The sequence below is a fragment of the Parapedobacter luteus genome, assembly GCF_900168055.1.
In the GTDB taxonomy this organism is placed as follows: Bacteria; Bacteroidota; Bacteroidia; order Sphingobacteriales; family Sphingobacteriaceae; genus Parapedobacter; species Parapedobacter luteus.
Genome location: NZ_FUYS01000002.1, coordinates 698,323 through 723,015, shown reverse-complemented (window position 1 = coordinate 723,015; position 24,693 = coordinate 698,323). Strand labels below are relative to the sequence as shown.

18 protein-coding genes are annotated in these 24,693 nt (G+C 49.7%); 6 read left to right on the top strand and 12 right to left on the bottom strand.

Annotated features, from left to right (window positions below; all coding sequences use genetic code 11):
• Positions 1-8 precede the first annotated feature (8 nt).
• On the top strand, positions 9-1,301 hold the full coding sequence (locus B5X72_RS06370; protein WP_079715963.1) for a dicarboxylate/amino acid:cation symporter: 1,293 nt from the start codon (positions 9-11) through the stop codon (positions 1,299-1,301).
• Positions 1,302-1,319: 18 nt separating this feature from the next.
• Here the strand turns inward: B5X72_RS06370 and B5X72_RS06365 are convergent, their stop codons facing one another.
• From B5X72_RS06365 to B5X72_RS06350, 4 genes are all read right to left on the bottom strand, one after another.
• Positions 1,320-2,630, bottom strand: coding sequence for a dicarboxylate/amino acid:cation symporter (locus B5X72_RS06365; RefSeq protein WP_079715962.1), 1,311 nt, complete (start codon positions 2,628-2,630; stop codon positions 1,320-1,322).
• A 351-nt stretch (positions 2,631-2,981) separates the two neighbouring features.
• Positions 2,982-5,993, bottom strand: coding sequence for a protein translocase subunit SecDF (gene secDF / locus B5X72_RS06360; RefSeq protein ID WP_079715961.1), 3,012 nt, complete (start codon positions 5,991-5,993; stop codon positions 2,982-2,984).
• A 128-nt stretch (positions 5,994-6,121) separates the two neighbouring features.
• Positions 6,122-7,282, bottom strand: coding sequence for an MFS transporter (locus B5X72_RS06355; RefSeq protein WP_079715960.1), 1,161 nt, complete (start codon positions 7,280-7,282; stop codon positions 6,122-6,124).
• 83 nt (positions 7,283-7,365) lie between these two features.
• Positions 7,366-7,827: a hypothetical protein gene (locus tag B5X72_RS06350; RefSeq protein ID WP_139378555.1), complete on the bottom strand. Its 462-nt coding sequence runs from the start codon at positions 7,825-7,827 to the stop codon at positions 7,366-7,368.
• A 166-nt stretch (positions 7,828-7,993) separates the two neighbouring features.
• Here B5X72_RS06350 and B5X72_RS06345 point away from each other — a divergent pair, with 166 nt between their 5' ends.
• Together B5X72_RS06345 and guaB are read left to right on the top strand one after the other, a co-directional pair.
• Positions 7,994-8,593 (top strand): porin family protein, encoded by a 600-nt coding sequence (locus B5X72_RS06345; protein ID WP_079715959.1) that lies wholly within the window; start codon positions 7,994-7,996, stop codon positions 8,591-8,593.
• A gap of 83 nt (positions 8,594-8,676) precedes the next feature.
• Positions 8,677-10,152, top strand: a complete 1,476-nt coding sequence (guaB, locus tag B5X72_RS06340; protein ID WP_079715958.1) for an IMP dehydrogenase — start codon at positions 8,677-8,679, stop codon at positions 10,150-10,152.
• Between the two features lie 72 nt (positions 10,153-10,224).
• Here guaB and B5X72_RS06335 read toward each other — a convergent pair whose 3' ends face one another.
• The 3 genes from B5X72_RS06335 to B5X72_RS06325 all read right to left on the bottom strand — a co-directional run bounded on the left by B5X72_RS06335 (position 10,225) and on the right by B5X72_RS06325 (position 13,211).
• Positions 10,225-10,800 (bottom strand): DJ-1/PfpI family protein, encoded by a 576-nt coding sequence (locus tag B5X72_RS06335; protein ID WP_079715957.1) that lies wholly within the window; start codon positions 10,798-10,800, stop codon positions 10,225-10,227.
• 49 nt (positions 10,801-10,849) lie between these two features.
• The gene (gene lat / locus B5X72_RS06330) at positions 10,850-12,181 is read right to left on the bottom strand and encodes an L-lysine 6-transaminase (RefSeq protein ID WP_079715956.1); all 1,332 of its coding nucleotides are present in this window, start codon (positions 12,179-12,181) and stop codon (positions 10,850-10,852) included.
• A 205-nt stretch (positions 12,182-12,386) separates the two neighbouring features.
• Positions 12,387-13,211: a 1-aminocyclopropane-1-carboxylate deaminase/D-cysteine desulfhydrase gene (locus B5X72_RS06325; RefSeq protein WP_317043103.1), complete on the bottom strand. Its 825-nt coding sequence runs from the start codon at positions 13,209-13,211 to the stop codon at positions 12,387-12,389.
• Between the two features lie 147 nt (positions 13,212-13,358).
• On the opposite strand from B5X72_RS06325, the gene B5X72_RS06320 reads away from it, so the two are divergent.
• Positions 13,359-14,390: an RluA family pseudouridine synthase gene (locus B5X72_RS06320; protein WP_079716052.1), complete on the top strand. Its 1,032-nt coding sequence runs from the start codon at positions 13,359-13,361 to the stop codon at positions 14,388-14,390.
• A gap of 18 nt (positions 14,391-14,408) precedes the next feature.
• Positions 14,409-15,257 (top strand): aminotransferase class IV, encoded by an 849-nt coding sequence (locus B5X72_RS06315; protein WP_079715954.1) that lies wholly within the window; start codon positions 14,409-14,411, stop codon positions 15,255-15,257.
• On the opposite strand, the gene B5X72_RS06310 is transcribed toward B5X72_RS06315, so the two are convergent.
• Together B5X72_RS06310 and B5X72_RS06305 are read right to left on the bottom strand one after the other, a co-directional pair.
• Positions 15,247-16,542: a type IX secretion system plug protein gene (locus B5X72_RS06310; RefSeq protein WP_079715953.1), complete on the bottom strand. Its 1,296-nt coding sequence runs from the start codon at positions 16,540-16,542 to the stop codon at positions 15,247-15,249. The two genes, B5X72_RS06315 and B5X72_RS06310, sit on opposite strands and share 11 nt — an antisense overlap.
• A 46-nt stretch (positions 16,543-16,588) precedes the next feature.
• Complete coding sequence (locus B5X72_RS06305) at positions 16,589-18,505, bottom strand: ABC-F family ATP-binding cassette domain-containing protein (RefSeq protein WP_079715952.1); 1,917 nt, start codon at positions 18,503-18,505, stop codon at positions 16,589-16,591.
• Positions 18,506-18,614: 109 nt separating this feature from the next.
• On the opposite strand from B5X72_RS06305, the gene B5X72_RS06300 reads away from it, so the two are divergent.
• Positions 18,615-19,643, top strand: a complete 1,029-nt coding sequence (locus B5X72_RS06300; RefSeq protein ID WP_079715951.1) for a quinone-dependent dihydroorotate dehydrogenase — start codon at positions 18,615-18,617, stop codon at positions 19,641-19,643.
• Between the two features lie 46 nt (positions 19,644-19,689).
• Here the strand turns inward: B5X72_RS06300 and B5X72_RS06295 are convergent, their stop codons facing one another.
• The 3 genes from B5X72_RS06295 to gyrA are packed head-to-tail and all read right to left on the bottom strand — an operon-like array spanning position 19,690 to position 24,530.
• On the bottom strand, positions 19,690-20,862 hold the full coding sequence (locus tag B5X72_RS06295) for a tetratricopeptide repeat protein (RefSeq protein ID WP_079715950.1): 1,173 nt from the start codon (positions 20,860-20,862) through the stop codon (positions 19,690-19,692).
• A 4-nt stretch (positions 20,863-20,866) separates the two neighbouring features.
• A complete protein-coding gene (locus B5X72_RS06290) occupies positions 20,867-21,976 on the bottom strand; it encodes a tetratricopeptide repeat protein (protein WP_139378554.1) in 1,110 nt (369 codons plus the stop codon).
• The gene (gene gyrA / locus B5X72_RS06285; RefSeq protein ID WP_079715948.1) at positions 21,969-24,530 is read right to left on the bottom strand and encodes a DNA gyrase subunit A; all 2,562 of its coding nucleotides are present in this window, start codon (positions 24,528-24,530) and stop codon (positions 21,969-21,971) included. Before gyrA ends, B5X72_RS06290 begins: the two co-directional genes overlap by 8 nt.
• Positions 24,531-24,693: the final 163 nt, after the last annotated feature.

The following is a 24,693-nucleotide window of genomic DNA, read 5'->3' as shown; positions in this document are numbered from 1 at the left end:
GAAATTTCATGAAAGAGTTGGCTTTACATTGGAAAATATTGATTGGAATGATTTTAGGGCTGCTGTTTGGGTATGTGATGAAGGCGATGGGGCTGCAGGACGCGGTGGTCGATTGGATAAAGCCTTTCGGAACGATATTCATCAACATGTTGAAAATGATCGCCGTGCCGTTGGTGGCGGTTTCACTGATCGTTGGCTTGGCGGACCTGAAAGATATTTCAAAACTTTCCAAGCTGGGGGGGCGGACCATCCTCTTTTATTTGTTTACCACCGCCTGTGCCGTGTCGTTGGGGCTTTTGCTGGCAAACTTTATCAAACCGGGACGATTCATCAATGAGGTGTCAAGAGAACGGCTCTTGGCAGGGTTTGCCGGACAGGCCGACGAGAAAATCAAGTTGGCCGAAGCAACCAAGAACCAAGGCCCCCTGCAACCGATCGTAGATCTTGTGCCTGATAATTTTTTCGGTGCGCTGACCGATAATGGCAGTTTACTGCAAGTGATTTTTTTCGTGATTTTGGTCGGTATCGGGCTTATCATGGTTGACGAACGCAAATCAAAACCGGTAGTGGACTTTTTCAAGGGACTTAACGACGTGATATTAAAAGTCATCGATATCGTCATGTTGTTTTCACCAATAGGCGTTTTTGCATTGATGGCAGCATTAATTGTTGAAATTCCGGATTACTCTACGTTGGGTGCGTTGGGAATTTACGGACTGACCGTTGTCTTAGGGCTGTTGTTGCTGATGTTTGCGTTTTATCCCACGGTGCTTTATGTTTTTGCGAAGGTGAAACCGGGACGATTTTTCAACGCCATTTCACCGGCGCAGTTGCTTGCGTTTTCGACGAGTTCGAGCGCTGCGACCTTGCCGGTCACGATGGAGCGGGTAACGGATCATTTAGGGGTTGACGACGAAGTATCGAGTTTTGTGTTGCCCCTCGGGGCTACGATCAATATGGACGGCACCGCGTTGTATCAGGCTGTGGCGGCTATCTTTATCGCACAGGCCATGCTTCCGGAGGCCTTGGGGCTGGAGACACAGCTAATGATCATCCTGACCACTGTCTTGGCTTCTATCGGTACGGCCGCAGTACCCAGTGCAGGCATTGTCATGCTGGTCATTGTGCTCGGACAGGCCGGCATTCCCGAGGCCGGTCTGGCGCTGATATTCGCGATAGACCGACCGTTGGATATGTGCCGCACGGTCACCAACGTGACAAGCGACGCGACCGTGGCAGCCGTGGTGGCCAAGTCGGTTGGCCTGCTACACGACCCGGATCGAATTGAAAAACATGATTAGCAACGAGTCCGCCGCGGTCTACTGGGGCTGCTGATGCTTCCGGGCATGTTTCGCTTCGACATGCTGAATGTAGGCTGCAGCCGTGATATCGCCATTGACATTGAGTGTCGTACGCGACATGTCCAGTATACGGTCGACACCATAAATAAGTGCGATAGCCTCACCCGGTACGCCTATGGATACGAGAATCGTGACAATTACCGGTAATGAACCGCCGGGAACACCTGCCGTACCGACGCCGGCCAATATGCAGAGCAGTACCACGGTAATCTGCGACCCCAGGGTCAGCTCCACATTGAAAACCTGAGCAAGGAAAAGTACCGTAATGCCTTCAAACAGCGCTGTTCCGTTTTGATTGCCGGTGCTTCCAATGGTCAGGACGAAGTGCGCAATGGGCTTAGGAATTTTCAGCTTTTCGACGCTTACCCGTATTGCCGTAGGCAAGGTGGCATTACTTGAACTGGTGGAGAATGCCGTGAGCGTCACCTCCCCGATGTCTTTCATGAATTGGACAGGATTGCGGTTGGCAAAATATTTCAGGATAATCGAATACACGACAAACTGGTGTATGGCCAACGCTCCCAGAACGATAAGCACGTACCAGAGTAAGGATATCAGGAAGTCCGCACCCACATTGAGCACCATATTGAAAAGGAGCGCCGCTACGCCATAGGGCGCCAAGGCCATCGCATAGCCGATGACTTTGATAACCACTTCATAGAGGCCTTCCAGAAACCGTTTCAACGTGGCCGTTTTTTCTTCACCAACAGCAGCCATGGCGACGCCAAAAATCAACGCGAAGAACATCACTGAAAGCAAACCACCTCCCGTGTGGTTTGAATTAAAGGCATTGACCATTTCGTCGAATGGATTTCGCGGTATAATCTGGGCCAGGATATCGCCGACCGTCCGTTCGTCTGCTTCAATGGCTTCGGCCTGGGCCTTGGCCTTTGCCGCTTCGGCTCCAAATTCACTGACCAGGTACTCCCTGGTGTCCGCTGAAATCGTTCCCCCGGGGTTGAATAGGTTGACCATGGTCACGCCAATCAATACCGCAATGAAACTGACAATGATGGTATAAACCAAGAGCTTGATGCCCATGCGCCCGAGCTTTTTTACGTCGCCGATTTCGGCAATGCCTAAAATCAGCGCAGATAAGATGAGCGGGATGACCATCATGAAAATGAGGTTCATGAATATCCTGCCTATCGGTTCTACCCATTTTACGATGCTGTCAAGTGTTTCTTGAGGCAATCCAAGATTTTTGACAACTAATCCAGCTCCAATGCCGAATATCATCCCAATGAAAATCTTAGTGTGTAACTTCATTAATTGTTTGTTGAAAATTTGCGTAATTTAAAGTCAATACCGTGAGTAATAGCTTGTATGCTTGTTTTTTTACATGGAGTGTCTATCATCGCACGGGTCCAAGTATCCAAATCGGCATATATGTAACCGAAAATGCTATTGTTGGTTAGTGATTTGCCGCGACAAAGTTAAAAAAATGTGTCAAATGACCTTGTTATTTGCCTAAATAATTCGCCCTCGTGGTGAAAACTCACTAAAAGCGTTACACTGAGAAAAAAGTTCACTTCACCTCTTACCGAATGGCCGTAAATGAAAACAGGCTGTCGGTTACATTCCGACAGCCTGTTGTATAGTTTGGACAATGTCACCCGTCTATACTTTTGCGGTCCTTATCGTCGCGTTTTGTGCCGATTGTGCATCGGAAGCATCAGCGGTACTTGGTTTTTTCTGCAAGTCCACGATCAATGGTGCAGCCAAGCATATCGAAGAATAGGTGGCCACGATAATGCCTACCAAAATGGCAAATGAAAAACCTCTGATGACTTCACCGCCGAAGATGAATAAAATAGCCATGACAAAAATCACGGTCAGTGAGGTGACAATCGTACGGCTAAGGGTTTTGTTGATAGCTAAGTTTACCGTCTCGCTGATGTCCTCATTTTTGCGCTTTGACATACCAAGATATTCCCGTAACCGGTCAAATACAACCACAGTGTCGTTGACCGAGTAGGCGATCACCGTCAATATCGCTGCCACGAAATGCTGGTCGATATCCAACGAAAACGGAACGATACCGTCGAGCATCGAGAATAGGACGAGGATTACCAAGGCATCATGTATGGTTGGAATTGCCGCAGCCAAGCTGTACTGCCATTTACGGAAACGGATAAGAATGTACAGTGCGATGACAATAATCGAAAAGATGCCCGCATAGACGGCCCGCGATTTGATGTCATTGGCAATCGTGGGGCCTACTTTCTGCGAACTCAGTATCTCATAGCTATTCCCGTCGATTTTTGAAAGGCCTTCATTCAACTTGGCCAGCACTTCCTTGTCCGCCGCATCATCAGTGTCTTCGATGTGGTAGGTGGTCGTTACGCGTACCTGGTTGTCCGCGCCGTAAATTTTCACCTCCGTGGTCAGGCCAAAGGTCTGGTTGAGATTGCTCCGTACCTCTTCCAGATTGATTGGGTTTTCGTACCGCACGGTATAAGTCCTTCCTCCTTGAAAATCCACCCCTAAGCTGAATCCTTTGGTGAAGATGAAGATAAAGCCAATAACGATGAACAGCCCGGAAGCAAGGTATAGCTTCTTGCGGTTTTGCACGAATGCAAAGTTGGCATTCTTCAGCGTGTTGGCACTCCACGGATAGGATACTTTGATGTCCCAACCTTTATTCAACATCCAGTCAAATATGATGCGGGTGATGAAAATAGCCGTGAAGAGCGAGGTGATAATACCGATCATCAACGTGGTGGCAAAGCCCAGGATAGGCCCGCTGCCGAAGAAGAAGAGGATTACACCTACCAAAAACGTGGTGATTTGCGAGTCGAGTATCGATGGCATCGCATGCTTATAACCATCAGCGATGGCCTGTCGAACCGATTTTCCGAGCGCTAACTCTTCGCGGATACGCTCGTATATGAGTACGTTGGCATCCACGGCCGTGCCCAATGTCAATACGATACCGGCAATACCGGGAAGTGTCAATACGGCATTCAGCGAGGCCATAACCCCCATGAGGAAGAAGACGTTGAATATCACAGCGATATTCGCTACCCATCCGCCACGGTTATAGTAGAAAATCATGAATACCAATACGATGAGCAGCCCGATGATAGCCGAATTGATACCTGCGTCGATAGCCGCTTGACCCAATGTAGGTCCGACAACTGCTTCTTCAACGATTTTGGCTGTTGTAGGTAGACGGCCGGCTTTGAGCACGTTCGCCAAATCTTTGGTGTCTTCGATGGTAAAATTACCGGTGATTTGCGAGATGCCATTGGGGATTTCGCCCTGAACCGTAGGAGCGGAGTATACCACTCCGTCCAACACAATGGCGATGGCCTGTTTATTGTTGGGGTCAGCAGAAGCCGAGGCTGTGATTCTGCGCCATTCCCGCGCACCTTCGCTGTTCATGTACATCGTTACCATGGGACTGTTCGATTGCGGATCGAAATCGTCCTTGGCATCGGTAATCACATTGCCGCTCAGGATAGGTCCGGCATCTGCGCCACTGGGTTTAACTGCGTAGAGCTCGAGTTGTTCAGGCGTGCGTGGGCTTGGTTTTACGCCCCATAACAGCTGTACATTACCGGGGATTATCTGCTTTACGACCGGATGCGCGAGGTAGCGATTTACTTTGGCGGTATCCCGAAGCTGGGCATACCCTACAATGGGTCCTGGAGCCAATACAATCTGGTTGTTCGGCGCCATTGCGGTAGCCGGCCGCAAAATATTGAACAGCGGGTTTTGCTGCGCTAATTGGTTCTCTGAGGAGTCGGTGCTCACAGAGTCTTGGTTTGCGCCGAGGGTGGCCAACAGACCGGCATCTGTGCTGTCTGCCGTGGCCGTATCCGTTGTGCCTTGAGCTGTCTTTTCGGTTTCTTTCAATGTTGCTGCCAGCGCGCTGTTGACATTCTCTAACATGGGGTATATCTCCATGTTGTCATAGGTCTGCCAAAATTCCAGCCTTGCGGAGCCCTGTAGCAGCTTGCGTACGCGGTCTTCATCGGTTACGCCGGGTAATTCGATGAGGATACGGTTGGTTCCCTGCTGCAATTGAATGTTGGGAGAAGTGACGCCGAATTTGTCAATACGGGTGCGGAGCACTTTAAACGAGTTGTCGATGGCATTGGTTGCCTCACGTTCGAGGAAGCTTGCCACCTGCGCATCCGTACTATTGGGTTTGACGTAGGCCGTGTTGTCCTTCGTAGCGAAGAAGCTTGCTAAAGGGGTATTGGGACTGAGTTTTTTGAACTCTTCAACGAAGAGGCTGACGTATCCATTTTGGCTGTTTTTGCTCCGGACGGTGGCATTTTCCAATGCTTTATTGAAATTTTCGTCCTTCGGGTTATTGGCCAGATTACGCACCAATTCCTGCAACGACACTTCCATGGTCACATTCATCCCGCCCTTCAAATCCAACCCCAATGCGATTTCATTTCCTTTGGCTTCGCGGTAGGTATAATTGGCAATACCCAGGTTGTATACTACTTCGCCGGCCATGGAATCTAAATATGCCTTCTCTTTCGTAATATCACCCTTGGCATATGCCACGGCATCCCGTTCTACCTTGCGGGTTACGAATGTGAATGACAGGGAATAGAGACACGCAATGGCGATCACTACTACCAAAAATTTAATCAGCCCTTTACCTTGCATTTTCTTGTGTTAACTTGTGTTAATCTGTTCTTTTTATACAAAATTTTGTTAAGAACGGCAAAGGTATAAAATTTTCGTGTAATGAAAGGCTATTTTTGCAGTTTATTGTTGCGGTGCTGTTGTTTTTGTTAACTGGTTGTGTGCTTGATTTTTGTGGCCAGAATAATGATGAAAATACCCATGGAAGCGATGACTGCGTAGGCCGCCCGGAGCCCTGTAAATTCGGCAATTAAGCCAATGAGGGGCGGCCCCACGAGGAAGCCGCAAAAGCCGATGGTACTGACCGCTGCAAGCGCCGAGCCGGGGGATAGCCGCCCCGAGCGGCCGGCAAGGCTGTATACCAGCGGGATAATGGCTGAAGAACCGATGCCTACCATTAAAAAAGCAAAGATAACGGTGCCGAAATGCGGATAGGAGACCGCGAGGAGCAGTCCGGCAGCGCTAAGCATACCGCTCAGCACCAAGGTTGTCTTCGCGCCAAAGCGCCTGACCGTCCAATCGGACAAAAACCGGCCGGCGGCCATGCTAAAGAGAAAGGCGCTTAATCCGTATCCGACCAATTGCTTGTCTGCACGAACCACTTGCTCCATGTAGATGCCGCTCCAATCGTACAAAGCGCCTTCTCCAATCATCGCGCAGAACGCAATGGCGCCCAATACGGCCAATGGCTTGTCCGGAATCGCAAACAACGGCTCTTTTTTGGGTTGAATGATGCGGTCCTCCGAAATCAGGTAGGTGGTAATGCCGATGATGCACAGCGTGGATACGGATGCAATCACCATAAAATGGTGGAACGGCACGATGTGCCGGTCGATCATCAGCGCCCCGATACCCGCGCCGACGAATCCCGCAATGCTCCACATCCCATGAAACGCACCCATGATGGGTTTGGCATAGTGGTTACTAAGTGTCACCGCCTGCGTATTGACTGCGATGTTGAGCAGGTTGCCTGATGCGCCGAAAAGCACTAAATTGGCCATCAGGCTGTACATATGCCCCCAATAACCGATCCCTACCAGGAACAATGTGTAAAATAACGCGGCGGCAAATACGATGTGTTTGCTGCCCAGCCGGCCAATTATCCAGCCTGAAATGGGCAGCGACACCAACGTGCCAATAGGCAAGGAAAACAATACAATGCCTAATTTCCCTTCGGACAATCCAAGCATGTTTTTGATGTCCGGAATCCGGGAAGCCCAGGAAGCAAAACATAGCCCATAAACAAAAAAGGCTACGCCAATGGCGATACGGTGGGTACGTGTAGCGTGATTCAGCGCAGGGCGCTCCATAGCATATGTTCAAAATCTGCACAAAGGTACAAATAAAAACCCCGCAATGATACGGGGTGTTGCCTGTTGAATAACGGAAGGCGTTAAAACGTAAACTTAAAGGCTAGGCCGAACCGGCCGGGTCTAAAGAAACTGTCGCTTACATTCCACCAAGGGCGCCAATCAAAACCAAAAGCCAGGGGGGCGGAAGGGATTTTGAACTCCAGGCCGAGCATCGGCCGAATCAGGAAATCGGAATTTTCGCGGCGGATGGCTACCTGCGGTCCAACCCCGACATTCCATGAAAGGCCCTGCGCTCCGGGGATCGGCTGGTTGTAGGAATATTCGGCACCGATGATGGTGGTCCGGTCTGCAAACAGAATCATCGCCTGGCCTGCGTTATTGGCGGAAAAGAAATGTTTGATATGCGGTCCTACAAACGTACGGCCATCGCCGGCATCGATAAACAATCCGGCGCCTGTCCGGTAGGATTGGGCACTAGCGTTGTAATGGGTGGTGAATAGCAACAATGTGCAAAATAATGAGGTAAAAAAGATTTTTTTCATGACACTTGTTTTTAAGGTGTTAAAAAATTTTTGCTCATAGCAGATGACTTGAGACTTGCATTTTTTGTATCCTTGCAAAAAAAATACCAAAAGTGCCAAAGCAATTTGCCTGATTTTGCAACCTAATGGCTTGTAATCTGCACGGGGACGGCACAGGGGGAGACTTATGATAAGAAGACTATGCATATTGATGGCCGTAATGGCTGCAACCGCGCAATTGTATGCCCAGAAAAAGGTATCTCCCGGTATCCGGGCCGGTATGAACGTATCGACGCTGAGCAATATTGATGCAGATTTTAAAACGGATTTTTATGCAGGTGGTGCCTTAGGCGTTCGTCTGAGCCCGCGTTATACCTTGCAACCGGAATTGACGTATTCACGGCAAGGTGCTCGTAACGTAGCGACCGTTGATGAAGGGGGAGTACCCATTGGGCAACGGGATGTAACTATCGAATACCTTTCGTTGGGGATAATCAACAAGTTCTATTTTGCGGGAGGCTTCCACGGTATGGCAGGCCCCTCGTTTGATGTGAAAATAGGCAGGAATTTCCCGCGTATTGATTTTGACGGTGATTACAATGGGGCTGATCTGGGGCTTACCCTTGGATTTGGCTATACGCTGCCATTTGGCCTGACGATTGAAGGCCGCTTTAAAACCGGCTTGCTTGATGTATTCAACAATGATTATTTCTTGGGTATTTTTGACGATCCGGATAAGATTTCTCTAAACCGTGTCTTCCAAATCGGCGTCGGGTACTCCTTTTAAGGTGCTAAAACTTTTTTATTTGTAAACGACGCAAAAAATCAGTAATTTTGCCCGGCAAATAGTAACTCCAATACATATTTGCCATGCATTTAGATCCCGAAAAGTTCGTAGCTGAAGGCCTCACCTACGACGATGTGCTTTTAATTCCTGCTTACTCAGAAGTATTGCCCCGTGACGTAGATACTACGACGCACCTGACGAGAAATATCCGGTTGAACATCCCCTTGGTGTCGGCAGCAATGGATACCGTGACCGGTGCCGATCTGGCGATTGCGCTTGCTCAGGCAGGTGGTTTAGGTATGTTGCATAAAAACATGAGCATTGGCGACCAGGCGGCAGAAGTACGCAAAGTGAAGCGTTCGGAAAGCGGCATGATCCAAGATCCGGTGACGCTTGGCGAAAATGCGACGGTTGGCGACGCCTTTCAAATCATGAAAGAACATAAGATTGGCGGAATTCCAATTATCGACAGCACCAATAAGCTGGTGGGGATTGTGACGAACCGCGACCTCCGTTTTCAGAAGGATATGCGCCGCCCGATCACCGAGATGATGACCAAAGAGGGGTTGGTCGTGGCTCCAATTGGTACGGATCTGCTTAAAGCGGAGGCCATTTTACAGAACCATAAAATAGAAAAGCTACCGGTTGTTGATGACAACCATGTGCTCGTGGGGCTCATCACATTTAAAGATATACAGAAATACAGACATTTCCCCAATGCAGCTAAAGACAGCCATGGCAGGTTGCTTGTGGGGGCGGCAGTAGGCGTGACGGGCGATACCATGGAGCGCGTGGAAGCGTTGGTGAAAGCCGGGGTCGACGTCGTGACCATCGACACCGCGCATGGGCATTCCAAGGGAGTTATTGAAAAACTGAAAGAAGTGAAATCGGCTTTTCCGAGCTTGGAGCTTATCGTCGGTAACATAGCTACCGCGGAAGCAGCCATTGCACTGGCGGATGCCGGTGCGGACGCAGTGAAGGTGGGAATCGGGCCCGGATCTATCTGTACGACGCGTATTATTGCCGGAGTGGGGGTACCGCAACTGTATGCCGTTTATGAAGTTGCCAAGGCGCTCCGCGGCCGTAATGTGCCGGTCATTGCCGATGGGGGCATCAAGCAGACCGGGGATATCGCAAAAGCGATAGCCGCCGGCGCGGATACCATCATGGCGGGTTCATTATTTGCCGGGGTTGAAGAGGCACCGGGAGAAACCATTATCTATGAAGGCCGGAAGTTTAAATCTTACCGGGGCATGGGGTCGGTGGAAGCGATGGAGCAGGGCTCGAAAGATCGCTATTTCCAGGATGTGGAAGATGATATCAAAAAGCTGGTGCCGGAAGGCATTGTCGGCCGCGTGGCCTATAAAGGCACGCTGGCGGAAGTGGTTTACCAATATGTGGGAGGCTTGCGGGCAAGCATGGGGTATTGCGGCGCACCGACCATCAAGGCACTGCAGGGCGCTCGCTTCGTCAAAATAACGGGCGCGGGTTTGCGCGAGAGCCATCCGCATAACATCACCATCACCAAAGAGGCACCTAATTACCACAGCAGGCCCTAGATTGGAGCAACTGCCGGGATCCGGCAACAGGATATAACAAAAAGGGGCAGTCGGACTGCCCCTTTTTGTTAATCACCCGATGTGGATACCCAGAAGTTTGTAAAACTCACTTAAAATGGCTGGGTGGCCAGGCCAAGCAGGGGAGGTGACCAGGTTCCCGTCGACAATGGCCTCATCCGGAGCAATGTTTTTCCAGGTGCCGCCAGCGAGCTCGATATCGGGTCCTACCGCGACATAAGCGGTGAGCGTGCGGCCCGAAAGCACTTTCGCTGCAGTCAGGATCTGGATTCCGTGACATATCGCGGCGACGGGCTTGTCTTCCTCAAAAAAATGCCGCGTAATGGCCAAGACCCGCTGATTGAGCCGAATATATTCGGGAGCTCGCCCGCCGGCGATGTACAATCCATCATACGTGGCTGGGTCAACGGCATCAAAATCGGCCGTGATGCCGAAACGGTGTCCCTGCGTTTCTTTATACGTCTGGTCGCCGACAAAGTCATGGACCGCGGTCGGAACCGTGTCGCCTTTTTTTCGGTCGGGCGCAATGGTATCAACCGAAAGGCCGACGGAAAGCATAGCTTGGTAGGGAACCATTGCCTCGTAATCTTCGACATAATCGCCGACTAACAACAAAATTCGCTTTGCCATAAGATCTTTTTTTAACGTATGTTTACGATTCTATTTTGAGCGAAAGTTACTAAATACTTGATAAAACGAGGTCAGCGATTGCCATCCCTTTGTCAATATCTGCCTGCTGCATGATCAATGCAGGCCTACATCGAACGGATCGGTCGCCGCATCCGAGAAATAGTACACCACGTGCCATACTGGCTTTCAAAAACGCATCACGTAGGCGGGTCTCCGGAAAGTCGAAAGCGCAGAGCAGCCCCTTGCCGCGTACATTGGATAAGCGGGGATGCCTTGCGGCGAGCTGCAGCAACTGTTGTTGCAGGTAGCGGCCCGTGTCGCAAACCTGCTCCAACAGCCGGTCTTCTTCGATGATTTGAAGTATTTTCGTGGCCCGCACCATATCCGCCAAGTTGCCACCCCATGTGGAGTTGATGCGGGACGGTACCCGAAATACATTGGTGTCGACTTCATCTATGCGGGTACTGGCCAGGATGCCGCAGACCTGCATTTTCTTTCCAAAAGCAATGATATCCGGACGCGCATATTCGCCAAAGTGTTCGTGGCACCAGAACTTTCCGGTCAGCCCCACACCGGTTTGCACCTCGTCATAGATGAGCAGGGCATCTTGCTCATCGGCCAACACACGCAACTGTTCCATGAATTCCCGGCGAAAGTGGTTGTCGCCTCCTTCGGCTTGTATCGGTTCAATAAGGATTGCGCAGATATCATCCTTATAATCAACGAATGCTTGCTTTATCTGATCGACGGTCTGCTGTTCGCGTCGCCGCACGTTCTCGAGATTTTCATCCGTCAACGGAAACGTCAGTGTTGGATTGCTAACTCTTGGCCAGTCAAACCTGGCAAACCACTTGGTTTTATTTGGGTGGGTATTGGTAAGGCTGAGCGTGTATCCCGAACGTCCGTGAAACGCTTGTTCGAAATGAAGCACGTTGGTGCCTTTTTCATAACCATAGCCCTTCTTGAAATTTTTCTGTACTTTCCAATCCATGGCCGCCTTCAATGCATTTTCAACGGCCAGGGCACCTCCCGAAACGAAAAAAGCATGGGGTAGGTAAGGTGGGATAGCCACACCTGCAAACGTTGATACAAATTGGGCATATTCGACCGTATAGATGTCTGAATTTGATGGATTGATCAAGGCGGCACGGAGCAGGCTTTTCATAAACGCTTCGTCGCCCGCCATCTTGGGATGGTTATATCCCAAGGGAACCGCGGCAAAGCATGTGAAAAAATCAAGCAGCTCGCGCCGATGTTTGGAATCGTAGATGGTAACTCCTTGGCTGCGCTCCATGTCAAAGGTGATGTCATATCCATCCGCCAGTATATGCGTGGCCAATACAGCGTGCACTTCGTCCGGCGTTACGGCTATTTTATACATGGCATAACGGATTGGTTATGCCCAAACTTAGATAAATTCCCTCTTATATGCAATTTAATCGCATTGCATATAAAAGGAATTTATCGGTCTCTCCTCTGCCATTGAGAGACAACTTTTATAGAGGAAATATATCAATTTGGGTGGCCGATGGCAAACAATTGTGGGGCTAATGCATATTCCGGTGCCATTTGGCCGTTTAAACAGTTTATAGCACATTCGCATTTTGGGGCAGCCCGAATTGCTCATGCATGCCCAACAAGCCGGTGAGGCCACCCGTGTGGATCAAGAGAATAGATTGGCCTGGCTGAAAATAATCACGAGCCGCCAGATCAAACACCGCATAGCATAGCTTGCCCGTATATACCGGCTCAATTAAAATGCCGGTTTGCGCTGCAAACGTCTTGACGAAGGTGTTCAAGGCCGGATCGGTTTTCGCGTAACCGCCGAAATGGTAATCGGTGTGCAGGATGATCGCATCGGCGCATGCCGTCCCGGACAAGCTGGCCACGGCGTCCTTTATGAACGTCCCGCCAGCCAACACCGGAACGCCGTGGAGCTGTGTCGGCCCGCCATGTGCGGCCTTCGCCATGGACAGGCCCGCCAATGTGGTGCCTGTACCGCAAGCGCAAAATATGTGGTCATAAGATTGCGTCAATTCGTCGAAAATCTCCATGCAGCCGCGGGCGCCTTCCAGGCTGCATCCGCCTTCATCAACGAAATAAGCTTGCTCATCCCGTCTGTAATGTTGATCGAACAATAACGTTTTATCTTTGTAGGCCGCCCGGCTTACGAACCGCAGCTGCATGCCAAATAGGCTACATAACGACAGATTGGGGTTGGATATCGCTTCGCCCCGGACAAAGGCAGTCGTGCGAAAACCAAATTTGGCGCCGGCACAGGCCATCGCAAGCAAGTGATTAGACCAGGCCCCTCCAAAGGAGACCAAATGTTCCTTGCCCAGGCTGGCTGCCGTTTGCAGCACATATTTGAGTTTGCGCCATTTATTACCTGAGATAAACGGATGGATCATGTCATCCCGTTTGATAGCAACCTTGATCCCTTTTTCTTTGAACAGCGGGAAATCGAGGGGCTCAACCGGGCTATGGAAATCAAACGGCAGCATGTTGTTTTTGCAAACTTAGCCAAAATGCACGGCTTTTTAGCTAATTTTGCGCCCATGTCAGACGATTTGGATTTGCAGGAATCAGATGAGCAGGATTTATTTGAGCACCTGCGCATAGTTGTAGATAAGGGGCAGGCGCTATTGCGCATTGATAAATTCCTGATGAACAGGATAGAAAACGCCTCCCGCAACCGCATCCAACATGCCATTATCGCTGGGACAGTACTCGTCAACGGGCAGCAGGTGAAAGCAAGCTACAAGGTAAAGCCGTCGGACGTGATTTCCGTTGTGCTGCCGCATCCGCCCCGCGATACTGAAATCTATCCTGAAAACATTCCATTGGAGATCCTATATGAGGATGACGACTTGCTCGTGGTCAACAAGCCTGCAGGAATGGTGGTACATCCGGGATACAACAATTATTCGGGCACCTTGGTTAATGCATTGGTCTATCACTTTTCCAATTTTCCGCAGTTGCCCGGCAATGACGGGCGCCCGGGATTGGTGCACCGGATTGATAAAGATACCAGTGGCTTATTGGTTGTAGGCAAAAATGAGTGGGCGTTGACTTACCTGGCGAAGCAGTTTTTTGATCACAGCATATCCCGCAGGTACCTTGCGTTGGTTTGGGGGGACATTGCAGCGGATGGCACCGTAACGGGATATATTGGTCGGAGCGTAAAAGACAGGAAGGTCATGGCTGTGTACCGCGAGCCGGATAAAGGCAAGTGGTCAGTGACCCATTATCAGGTGCTGGAACGCTTTGGGTACGTGACGTTGATAGCTTGCCAACTGGAGACCGGGCGCACGCACCAGATACGAGCGCATATGCAGTCTATTGGACACCCGTTGTTTAACGATGCGGTGTATGGAGGCGACCACATTGTGAAGGGTACCGTATTCAGCAAATACAAGCAGTTTGTAGACAATTGTTTCGCATTACTGCCCCGGCAGGCGCTCCACGCGCAAAGCCTTGGATTTATACATCCCACGTCCAAGGAAAAAATGGCGTTTAGCACACCGTTGCCCGACGATTTCCGCCTGTGTCTGGAAAAGTGGCGGGGGTATGTACATGCTGATTTTTGACTTTTCAATTTAATATTAATGCCAGTACACTATATAGATTTTAATAATAATCACGTCCCCGAAAGGGAAGCTATCCTAACCGCAAATAACCGAGCATTTCGGTATGGCGATGGACTGTTTGAGACGATGCGATGGATGGATGGCGATATCCGTTTTTTGAACCACCACGTGGCCAGGCTCCAGGAAGGCATGCGAATGCTCCAATTGGAATATGATGCGGCTGTTGATGAGCAGTTTATCCGCTCACGCGCTACGGCGTTGGTCAGCAAGAACGGATTGGATGGCCAGCATGTACGTGTACGGCTCCAGATCTACCGGGATGGCGAAGGGCTTTACAGTCCGCAGCAGAATAAAGCCGCCTATGTGATGAGTGTGTCGCCACTGGACACCGATGATGTGAAGCACCGAAAGCTTGGCCTCATTGTCGACGTTTATGCTGAATACCGAAAACCCTACAGTGAATTATCGAAGCTGAAATCAGCGAATGCGCTCGTGTATGTCATGGCCGGACTGTACCGTAAAAAGAAGGGGTTGGATGATGTGCTGATCCTGAATCAGGAAGGGTTCCTTTGCGAGTCGCTCAGTTCGAACGTATTTGTGTGGTATGGCAAAAAGCTCTACACGCCGGCTATCAGTGAAGGCTGCATTGATGGAGTGATGCGCAAAGTCGTCATTGACATGGCCCTGGATAGTGGCTTGGAGGTGATTGAGGCCCAGATAAGTCCGGATATTATGAATGAAGCGGACGAAATATTCCACACCAATGCAGTACACGGTGTGCAATGGGTGATGGGCTACAAACAAAAACGCTACTTCAACCGGATATCACGTATGCTCCAGGAACGGCTGGCGATGGTCAATTCCTAACCTCGGCATATCCTGCGAGCTCGTCCCACGTCGTGCCTTGGCGCCGGTTGTATACCAGAATCTGATAGGTATTGTTGGTTTCGAAATGATTTCCGCTGGAGAATGAAGTGTTTATCGCACCACTGGTACTGACGTGTACATACTCGTAGTCATATAGGCCCTGTTTCAGCAGCAGAGTACATTGCCATGCGCGTTGCAGCGTATCGTATACCATGCGGTTGGATGCTTCCTGTACGTAGTTGTTGAAGCCACCGACAACATATACGGAGCCGTCCGCTACCGCCTTGTCCTCAAGGGTAAATGTGACGGAAATGTAATCGGATTCGGTGTCGGCATTGGCCTTGTCCTGATTGCGGATAAAAAACGCCCCGTTTTCGTCAAATACCGACGCATAGGTTGCATCTTTATAATTATTGTCCGGCACGAGCTCAACGCTGGCCGTACTATCTATGCGTATACTGGCTACCCGCTCCGATGCCAGGCGAAGGCTCCGCAAATCGATATACCGAAACTCATTGCCACCGCCGAAGTCCAGCGTTTTATTATCGGTATAGGTCAGCTCCTTGTTGCTTACAAAGAGCGGCGTGGTGAGCCATTGCTGGACGTCCGGCCGTTGATTTTGCATGACCAGGATTTTGACATCCTGGTAGGGATTGTTGACCGTAAGCCCTCCGGTATTGACGTTGAGGTTCAGTTTTTGATTTTTATTGCGTTTGCTGACATCAGGGGAGGGAACAAGCTGGGGTGTAATGGCCATCAACGGGGCCAACACATAAAATCGCCTGGTGATGATGAGCCTGCTCTTATCGGCGTCTTCATACACCTTCAGCAGGTAGTTGCCTGCCAGTTTCGGTCGTATATTATCCGTGGGGAAATTGACCCGGTAATGGGTGTACGGCTGAAGCGTATTTACGGATGGCTGATACTCCCGGACACGTTCTTCATTAAAGCCTTCGGCGTATTCCAGTGGCGAAAGTCGGCTTGGAGTCCAATTGGCGTCGCAATGTTCGATGCTGAAATAGTAGTTGCGGACATCGGCCCGCAGATCGTCAAAGGCCAGCGTTAACTGCTCATTGCTGTGCAGCTCAATCACCGGCAGTGCATTTTCCTGTTCTACCGGAAACAGCTGTACCGTTTTGATGACCGGCAGGTAATTGACGTTGTCATAGCGTAGCTCCTGTTGTGGGCTGCGTTCGCGCTGCACGCGTTTCTTTTTTGGTTTCTGGGCAGCGATGCCCAACCCGATGTGAAGCAGCACAGCGAGTACGACGAATTTTCTAATCATATTGGTGACATACTATATCCCCTTATCAACCACAGCTCACCGGCCGTCAGTCCGCTAACAGCATAATTTCTTCGGCAAGTTTTTCCCATTGCTTTTGCAAGCCGGCTAATTCCCGCTTTAGGCCGTCGTATCGCAGGGATGTTTCATTAAGTTTTGCTTGATCAGTATACAGGTTTTCGTCAGCCATTAAAGTTTCCGTAGTTTTAATGGATGTTTCGATCTCATCGATACGCCGTTCTATATTTTCGAGTTCCTTATTCAGCTTTCTGGCCTGTTGCTCCTTGTCTTCGTTTTTCGGGGGAGCCTGCTTGGCCGTTGCCTTGGCTGGCTTTGTTCCGCTTTTCTCTGCGGCTGCCGTTTTTGTGATCCGTTTGGCCTGCCACTCCTCGTACTCCTGGTACGTACCGGGGTATTCCTTTATCTGGCGATCTTCGATATACCAGATTTTATTGGCCACATGGTCCAGCAGGTAACGGTCGTGCGATACGACGATGAACGTACCTTCAAATTGCCTGAGTGCCTGGATGAGGATATTGACCGACTGGATGTCCAGGTGGTTGGTCGGCTCATCCAGAATAAGAAAATTGGCGTCAGCGGTCAGTGCTTTTGCCAACGCAACCCGGGATTTTTCACCGCCGGAGAGTACCCGTATCTTTTTAAATACATCGTCACCTGTAAACAGGAAACACCCCAGAATCGAGCGAAGTTCGGTCTCGGTGTGCTTGGGCGCAAACACCTGTAATTCCTGCAGGATCTCGTTGTCGAGGTGCAGGGCTTCCAGTTGATGTTGTGCAAAAAACGTCTGCGTAACGTTGTGCCCGGTCTCGCACGTTCCCGTAAAGTCACGGTCCGTATTGGCGACGATGCGCAGCAGGGTTGATTTGCCCTTCCCGTTGGCACCGATGAGTGCGATCTTATCGCCCTTTTCAATGATAGCATCCGCATGTTCGAGGATGGGAAGTCCCGGATACGATTTGCTCACGTTTTCCATCCGCACGACATGCCTTCCGGATTGCTTGCTGAACTTGAAGCGGAAGTTGACGGTAGGATTATAGTCATCCACATCATCCACCTTTTCCATGCGTTCAAGTGCTTTGATACGCGACTGTACCATCTTCGCCTTGCTGGCTTTGGCACGGAACCGTTCAATAAGCCGTTCCTCTTGTTTGATTTTGGCTTGCTGGTTTTTATACTGGTTGCTCTGTATTTCTTCCCGCAGCGCCTTTTCTTCCAAATAAAAGCTGTAGTTTCCCGCATACTGGATCAGTTTTCCCCGTTTGGATTCCACGATGGAATTGACTACCCTGTCGAGAAAATAACGGTCGTGCGACACAATGACGATAGCCCCTTCGAACGCCTGCAAATAGCTTTCGAGCCATTTAATGGAGGGGAGGTCCAAGTGGTTCGTTGGTTCGTCAAGCAGCAGGATGTCCGGTGTCTGAAGCAGTATCCTGGCCAGCATTACCCGCATACGCCAGCCACCTGAAAACTCCGAAAGCGGGCGCTGCTGATCGCCGTCACTGAATCCCAGGCCAGCCAGTATTTCATGCGCCCGATATTCGATGTTATAGCCATCCAAGGCTTCAAACTCGGTTTGCTTGTCGCTCAACTTCTGGATGATGTCATCTGAATAGTCGGTTTCGAGTTTTTTGAGCAACCGCTCAATCTCGGCATGCAATTGGTTTTGACGCTCAAAGGCTTCCATGGCGACATGCAAGATGCTCTTATCAGACTGATAGGACAGCAAATCTTGATTGAGATAGCCTATTTTTATATCCTTAGCCATGGATATACTGCCCGCGGTGGGGGAGTAGTCGCCAACGATGAGCTTCAATAGGGTGGTTTTTCCCGTTCCGTTGGCCCCGATGAGCCCCGTTTTATCCCCGGGCTTGATATGCCAGCTGGCTTCGTCATATAATGCGCGCGCGCCTATTTCAAATGTAAGGTTGTTTATCGCAATCATTTCGTGTGCAAAGGTACGAAAAAGTCAGCAGTCCAGCGTCGGAAGTCAAAACCCTAAAATCGTCGTTTGTGAATCGCAAATCTAAAATCTAACATCTACCTTTGCAACCATGTATAAACTCGTGAAACCACTCCTTTTTTCGCTCGATCCGGAGCAGGCCCACCGGCTTGTCTCCGGCGGCCTGCGATCGTTCAGCAAGCTATGGGGAAGCAAGCGGTTATTGAAATCGATCTACGGTTATGAACACCCATCGTTGGAACGTGAAGTATTTGGCCTGAAATTCAAGAACCCCGTCGGTCTGGCCGCCGGGTTTGACAAGAATGCCGAATATGTAGCAGAAATGTCCGCCTTGGGTTTCGGGTTTATCGAAATCGGCACGGTGACACCATTGCCGCAACCGGGAAACGATAAGCCGCGTTTGTTTCGATTGGTGGAAGATCAGGCGTTAATCAATCGCATGGGATTCAACAACCAGGGCGTGGACGTAGCCGCTACCAGGCTGAAACACCTCAAAGACCGCAAACATATTGTCATAGGCGGCAATATCGGGAAGAATAAAGCGACTCCGAATGAGGACGCGGTAAGCGATTATATCAAATGCTTCGATGCGTTATTCGATGTTGTCGACTATTTTGTTGTCAATGTAAGCTCCCCGAATACCCCGGGGCTGCGCGCATTGCAGGACAAGGAACCATTGACCCATATTTTAAATACGCTGCAACAGCGCAACCGGAAGGGGGATGTTTCAAGGCCTTTGTTGCTGAAAATAGCACCTGACCTGACAGATTCACAATTGGACGATATCATAACCATTGTCCAAGATACCGGTATTGCGGGGGTCCTTGCGACCAATACGACCATTGATCACCAAGGATTGGAGCATGAAGGACGCTGGAAAAACGAATCGGGGGGATTGAGCGGCCGGCCCTTGACCAAGCGTGCCACGGATGTCATCCGTTACCTGGCAACGAAATCCAATCACGCGTTTCCGATTATTGGTGTAGGTGGGATACATTCACCGGCGGATGCGCAGGAAAAGCTGGAAGCGGGGGCCGCCCTCGTGCAGCTATATACCGGCTTTATTTATGAAGGGCCAGGTTTGGTAACGCGCATTTGCAAAAAAATAGCCCGCGGATAATTGTATCTGCGGGCTATTAGCTCCAATTTTGTCGAATGGCTTTTCGTTATTGCAACGCGTCTATTCGCGCTTGCAGCTCGTCGACTTTGGCCTGATCTTCTTTGATCTCGTAGTACTTTTTCAGGTTAGCCAAGGCCAAGTACGATTTGCCATCCACTTCCACTGCTTTCTGCAAATAGGGCAATGCCGTATCGAAGATATCGTAAGCCTTTTTGATTTCGGTATCGTATTCAGACTGGGCAAGGTTAGCGTTGTTTGTTTTGTTGAAATGATCGATCCCCCTGTTCAAGATCAATCCACCCAGGTTGATATTTGCATCCAGGTAGTTCGGATCGATTTCTAACGCTTTTTTGTAAGCTGCCTCGGCTTTTTCCAGATCGCCGGTCTCGTTGTATGCGATTCCAAGGTAATAGTGCAAATTTTTATTGTCCGGTTCTTTAGCCACTTGTTCGTTGATGGTGCTGATGATTTTTTCCTGATTGCCGGCCATCAAGTTCAATTCGATGTTTTGGGTAGCGAGCTCACTATCGTTTGGATATTTGCTTGAACCCAGCTCGGCATACTTAATGGCGTTTGCGGTATCGCCCTGCATTAAGTACAGTCTTGATACGTCCAATATGATTTGCCGGTTGTTGGAGAAGCTATCTACCGGTACCAGCTCGACATATTTGGCCAAAGCCTTGTCGTAATTTTGCGAGTTTACGGCTGCCAAGCCCGAATAATACAGTAATGTGGTATCACCCGGAAGGTATTTCAGGCCGCGGTCAAAAGCGCCGTACGCGGTTTCAAAGTCCTGGCTGTCCCATGCTTGTACGCCTTTATTTAGTTCGTGTTGCGCCAGAATGGAATTGAGGATATTCAGGTTTTGCTCGTTCTCTTTTTCTGAATCCAGGCTAACGGCCTTGTCCCGCGCTTCCACTGCTTTTTGGATGTAACCGTCTGCCGCTTCGGTGGAATCCAGCAGCGCCAGATCGGCATTGACCAGCGCATAGTAAGTCCACGTTTCAGCCAATTCCTTTGTTTTTTCGTGTTCAATAGCTTTTTCGAGGGCGTCTTTGGCGGCGTTCAAGTCACTTACCCCCAGTGTTGCATTCCCGATGGATTTTACTTCATTGAACTTATCATAACTGGCTTTTGCCTTCCTCAGGTTACTGGTTTGTGAAAAAGCCACTGATGTGGAAAAAACCAGTGCACCTAATAAAATGGATTTCACTTTCATGATCTTAGTTTATTGTGAGTTGATTTAATATGTTATTTACTCGTTCCAACTGGACAATGTTTCCTGACTGATCGTACAGCACCGCAAGGGATTTTAATGTATTTACCTCTGAAGGTCTGATTTGGTTTGCTCTTAACAAATATTCCTGAGCTTTGTTTTGTTTTTCTTCATCGTCCGGATTGGCCATGTATTCTCTCAAATAAAGCAGTCCAAGTTCGAGGTTACCCTCGAAGTTGTTGGCATCAAGGCTTATCACTTTTTCGTAGAACCGCTTTGCGGCGGCGTGATTTCCTTCCATTTCGTTGGCATAGCCGGCGATGTAATTGAGGTTTACGTTTTCCGGCTCATGTGCAATAGCCTGTTCGATAATAGGCACGATGGCCGAATAGGCCTCATTGGCCACATACGTGTTGATAAGGGCAAACAAAATCTCCTTGTTTTCGGGAAACTGCTCCCTGCCTTTGAGCAGGGTATTCAAAATGGCCCTGTTATCTCCTTTTTTCCCGTAAAGGGCCGTCAATTCAAGGATATAAGCAGGAGAGGACGTTTCCCGCTGGGCGGTAAAAGCCTCGTAGCGCTGGATAGCGTCATCGGTGCCGCCGATTTTGGTGCTTAATACGGCGAGGTTGTGCTTGACATCAATCGCCGAGCCGCTAATGGAATCGACCTTACGGTATTGATGGAAGGCCTCTTCGTAATTGGCTTTGGCTACCGCCCGGTTTGCTTTAATCAAGTAAGCATTGGCTATCGAGCGCCGGATGTAGTTGATTTGCGGACCATGCTCATAGCTCTGTTGCTTGTTGTTTGTCAGCCGCCTGAGCGCGGCCGACGCCACATCGATCGGATCTGCCGTGTATTTCTGGGTACGGTTGGAATCAACGACCGCCAAGGTGCTGTAAACCAATCCACGCAATAAAATATTACGGAAATTTACCGAGTCGCGTTTGGTCTTAAAAGCTTCATCAGCAAACTTACGAGCGGCCTCCAAGTGTTTGAAATCTTTGGATTTGGTGTATAATGCAAAATTGTTGTTACCCTCCTTTAGGTTGGACTGCGCAACAACCGGCAATACACTCACTGCACATAAGGCAGCGATAAAAACCACTTTAGTCATCCGATTCCGATTGGGTCGACTCACTGTTGTTTTCATCGGTATTTTCACTGCTTGCTTGATTTTCATCATTTAGCTCTTCCTCTTCATGCTCCACTTTGGCTACAGATGCAATTTCGTCATCACCTTTGAGGCTGATCAGGCGTACGCCCTGTGTGGCTCTGCCCATGACCCGCAACTCGCTGACGGCGATTCGAATAACGATACCGGACTTGTTGATAATCATCAGGTCGTCGTTATCGGTCACGTCCTTTATGGCCACCAATTTACCGGTTTTTTCGGTGACATTGATAGTTTTTACACCCTTCCCGCCCCGGTTGGTCACCCGATAATCCTCAATATCGGTGCGTTTGCCATAGCCTTTTTCGGACACCACCAGCACGGTGGTTTCAGAGTTATTAACACTAATCATGCCAACTACTTCATCATCCGGTCCGGCTAACGTGACACCGCGTACACCCGTGGCCGTACGCCCCATGGGCCGCACGGTAGATTCGTTGAAGCGGATAGCTCGTCCTGATCGCAGGGCCATAACGATTTCGCTGCCGCCATCGGTCAGGCAGGCTTCCAGTAGTTGGTCACCTTCGGCGATGTTGATAGCGTTGATGCCATTGGCACGTGGCCGTGAATAAGCTTCCAGCGACGTTTTCTTGATGGTGCCGCGTTTTGTACACATGATGATGAAATTGTTCTCAAGGTATTCCTGATCCCTGAGGTTTTTCACCTTGATGTAAGCCTTGATTTTCTCTTCTTTAGGGATATTGATAATGTTCTGGATGGCACGACCCCTTGAAGTACGGCTCCCTTCGGGAATTTCAAATGCCCGAAGCCAAAAACAACGGCCCGCCTCCGTGAAGAACAGCATGTAATTATGCGCCGAAGCCGTGATGATGTGCTCTGTAAAATCTTCTTCACGCGTATTTGTACCCAATGACCCTTTGCCACCGCGGCTTTGCCGGCGGTACTCGCTCAATGGGGTGCGTTTTACGTAGCTTTCATGCGAGATCGTAATGACAACTTCCTCGTCTTCGATGAAGTCTTCCATGCGCATATCTTCGGCTGAATGCACAATGGTGGAGCGGCGTTCGTCGCCATATTTGTCTTTTATCTCCAGCAATTCATCTTTGATGATTTTCATCCGGAGGCCTTCATCTTCCAATACGGATTTTAAGTACTCAATGGTTTTCATCAACTCGGCGTACTCTTCTTTGATCTTATCGCGTTCAAGTCCGGTAAGACGGCGAAGCGTCATATCGAGGATGGCCCGTGCCTGAATGTCGGAAAGGCCGAACTTCTCCATTAAGCCTACCCGCGCGTCATCCGGTGTTGCCGAAGATCGGATAAGTTGGATGACCTCGTCGAGGTGGTCGAGCGCGATGAGCAACCCTTCTAAGATATGGGCTCTTTTTTCCGCTTCCGCCAGTTCAAACCTGGTGCGGCGCACAACAACTTCGTGGCGATGTTCCACAAAGTGATAGATCATATCTTTGAGGTTGAGCAACATCGGACGCCCATGCACGAGTGCAATGTTATTCACACTGAATGAAGTCTGTAGCGCCGTATACTTGTATAGATTATTTAACACGATAGACGCATTCGCATCCCGCTTGATGTCGTAAACAATGCGCATGCCGTGTCGATCGGATTCATCACGGATTTCGGATATTCCTTCCAATTTTTTCTCATTGACCAGGTCGGCTGTACGCTTGATCATGTCCGACTTGTTCACTTGGTACGGGATCTCCGTGACGATGATTTGTTCGCGGCCGCTTTTTGTGGTTTCGATTTCCGCTTTTGCCCGCATGACAATACGCCCGCGACCGGTTTGGAACGCCTCCTGGACACCCGCATGGCCGTAGATAATCGCGCCCGTCGGAAAATCAGGAGCTTTGATATACTGCATTAATTCAGCTATCTCAATATCACGATTATCGATATAAGCAACGATGCCATCCACCACTTCGGATAGGTTGTGCGGTGCCATGTTTGTGGCCATGCCGACAGCGATACCCGATGCTCCGTTGACCAGCAGGTTGGGGATGCGCGTAGGCAGCACCGTCGGCTCCTCGAGCGAGTCGTCAAAGTTGAGCTGGTAATCGATGGTATCTTTATTAATGTCTGAGAGCAGCTCTTCGGCAATTTTTTTCAGCCGGGCCTCCGTATAACGCATGGCCGCCGGGGGATCACCGTCAACAGACCCGTAATTTCCTTGTCCATCAACCAACGGATACCGCAAGCTCCATTCCTGCGCCATACGTACCATCGTGTCATATACCGATGAATCGCCATGTGGGTGGTACTTACCCAGTACATCACCGACGATACGTGCTGATTTTTTGTATGGTTTGCCGCTGGTGACACCCAGATCGAGCATGCCATACAGCACGCGGCGGTGTACGGGCTTCAACCCATCCCGCACATCAGGCAAGGCGCGGGAGACGATGACAGACATTGAATAATCAATGTATGCCGACTTCATTTGATCTTCGATATTAATGGGAATGATCCGGTCGTCTGCCGGAAGGAGGTTGTTGTCGTTTTCTGTTTCTTCAGCCATTATACGTTTCCAATTCTAGAATCACTAAGCGCAACAAGAATAAGCAGATTAGCTTATTGCGCATGCGAAATTAAGAATTTTTTGGCGAAACCGGCACGATAAAAATAATCATTGCCCTGGACGTACAGCGAAAACTTTAATCAGCGGAGATTTGACGTACGCA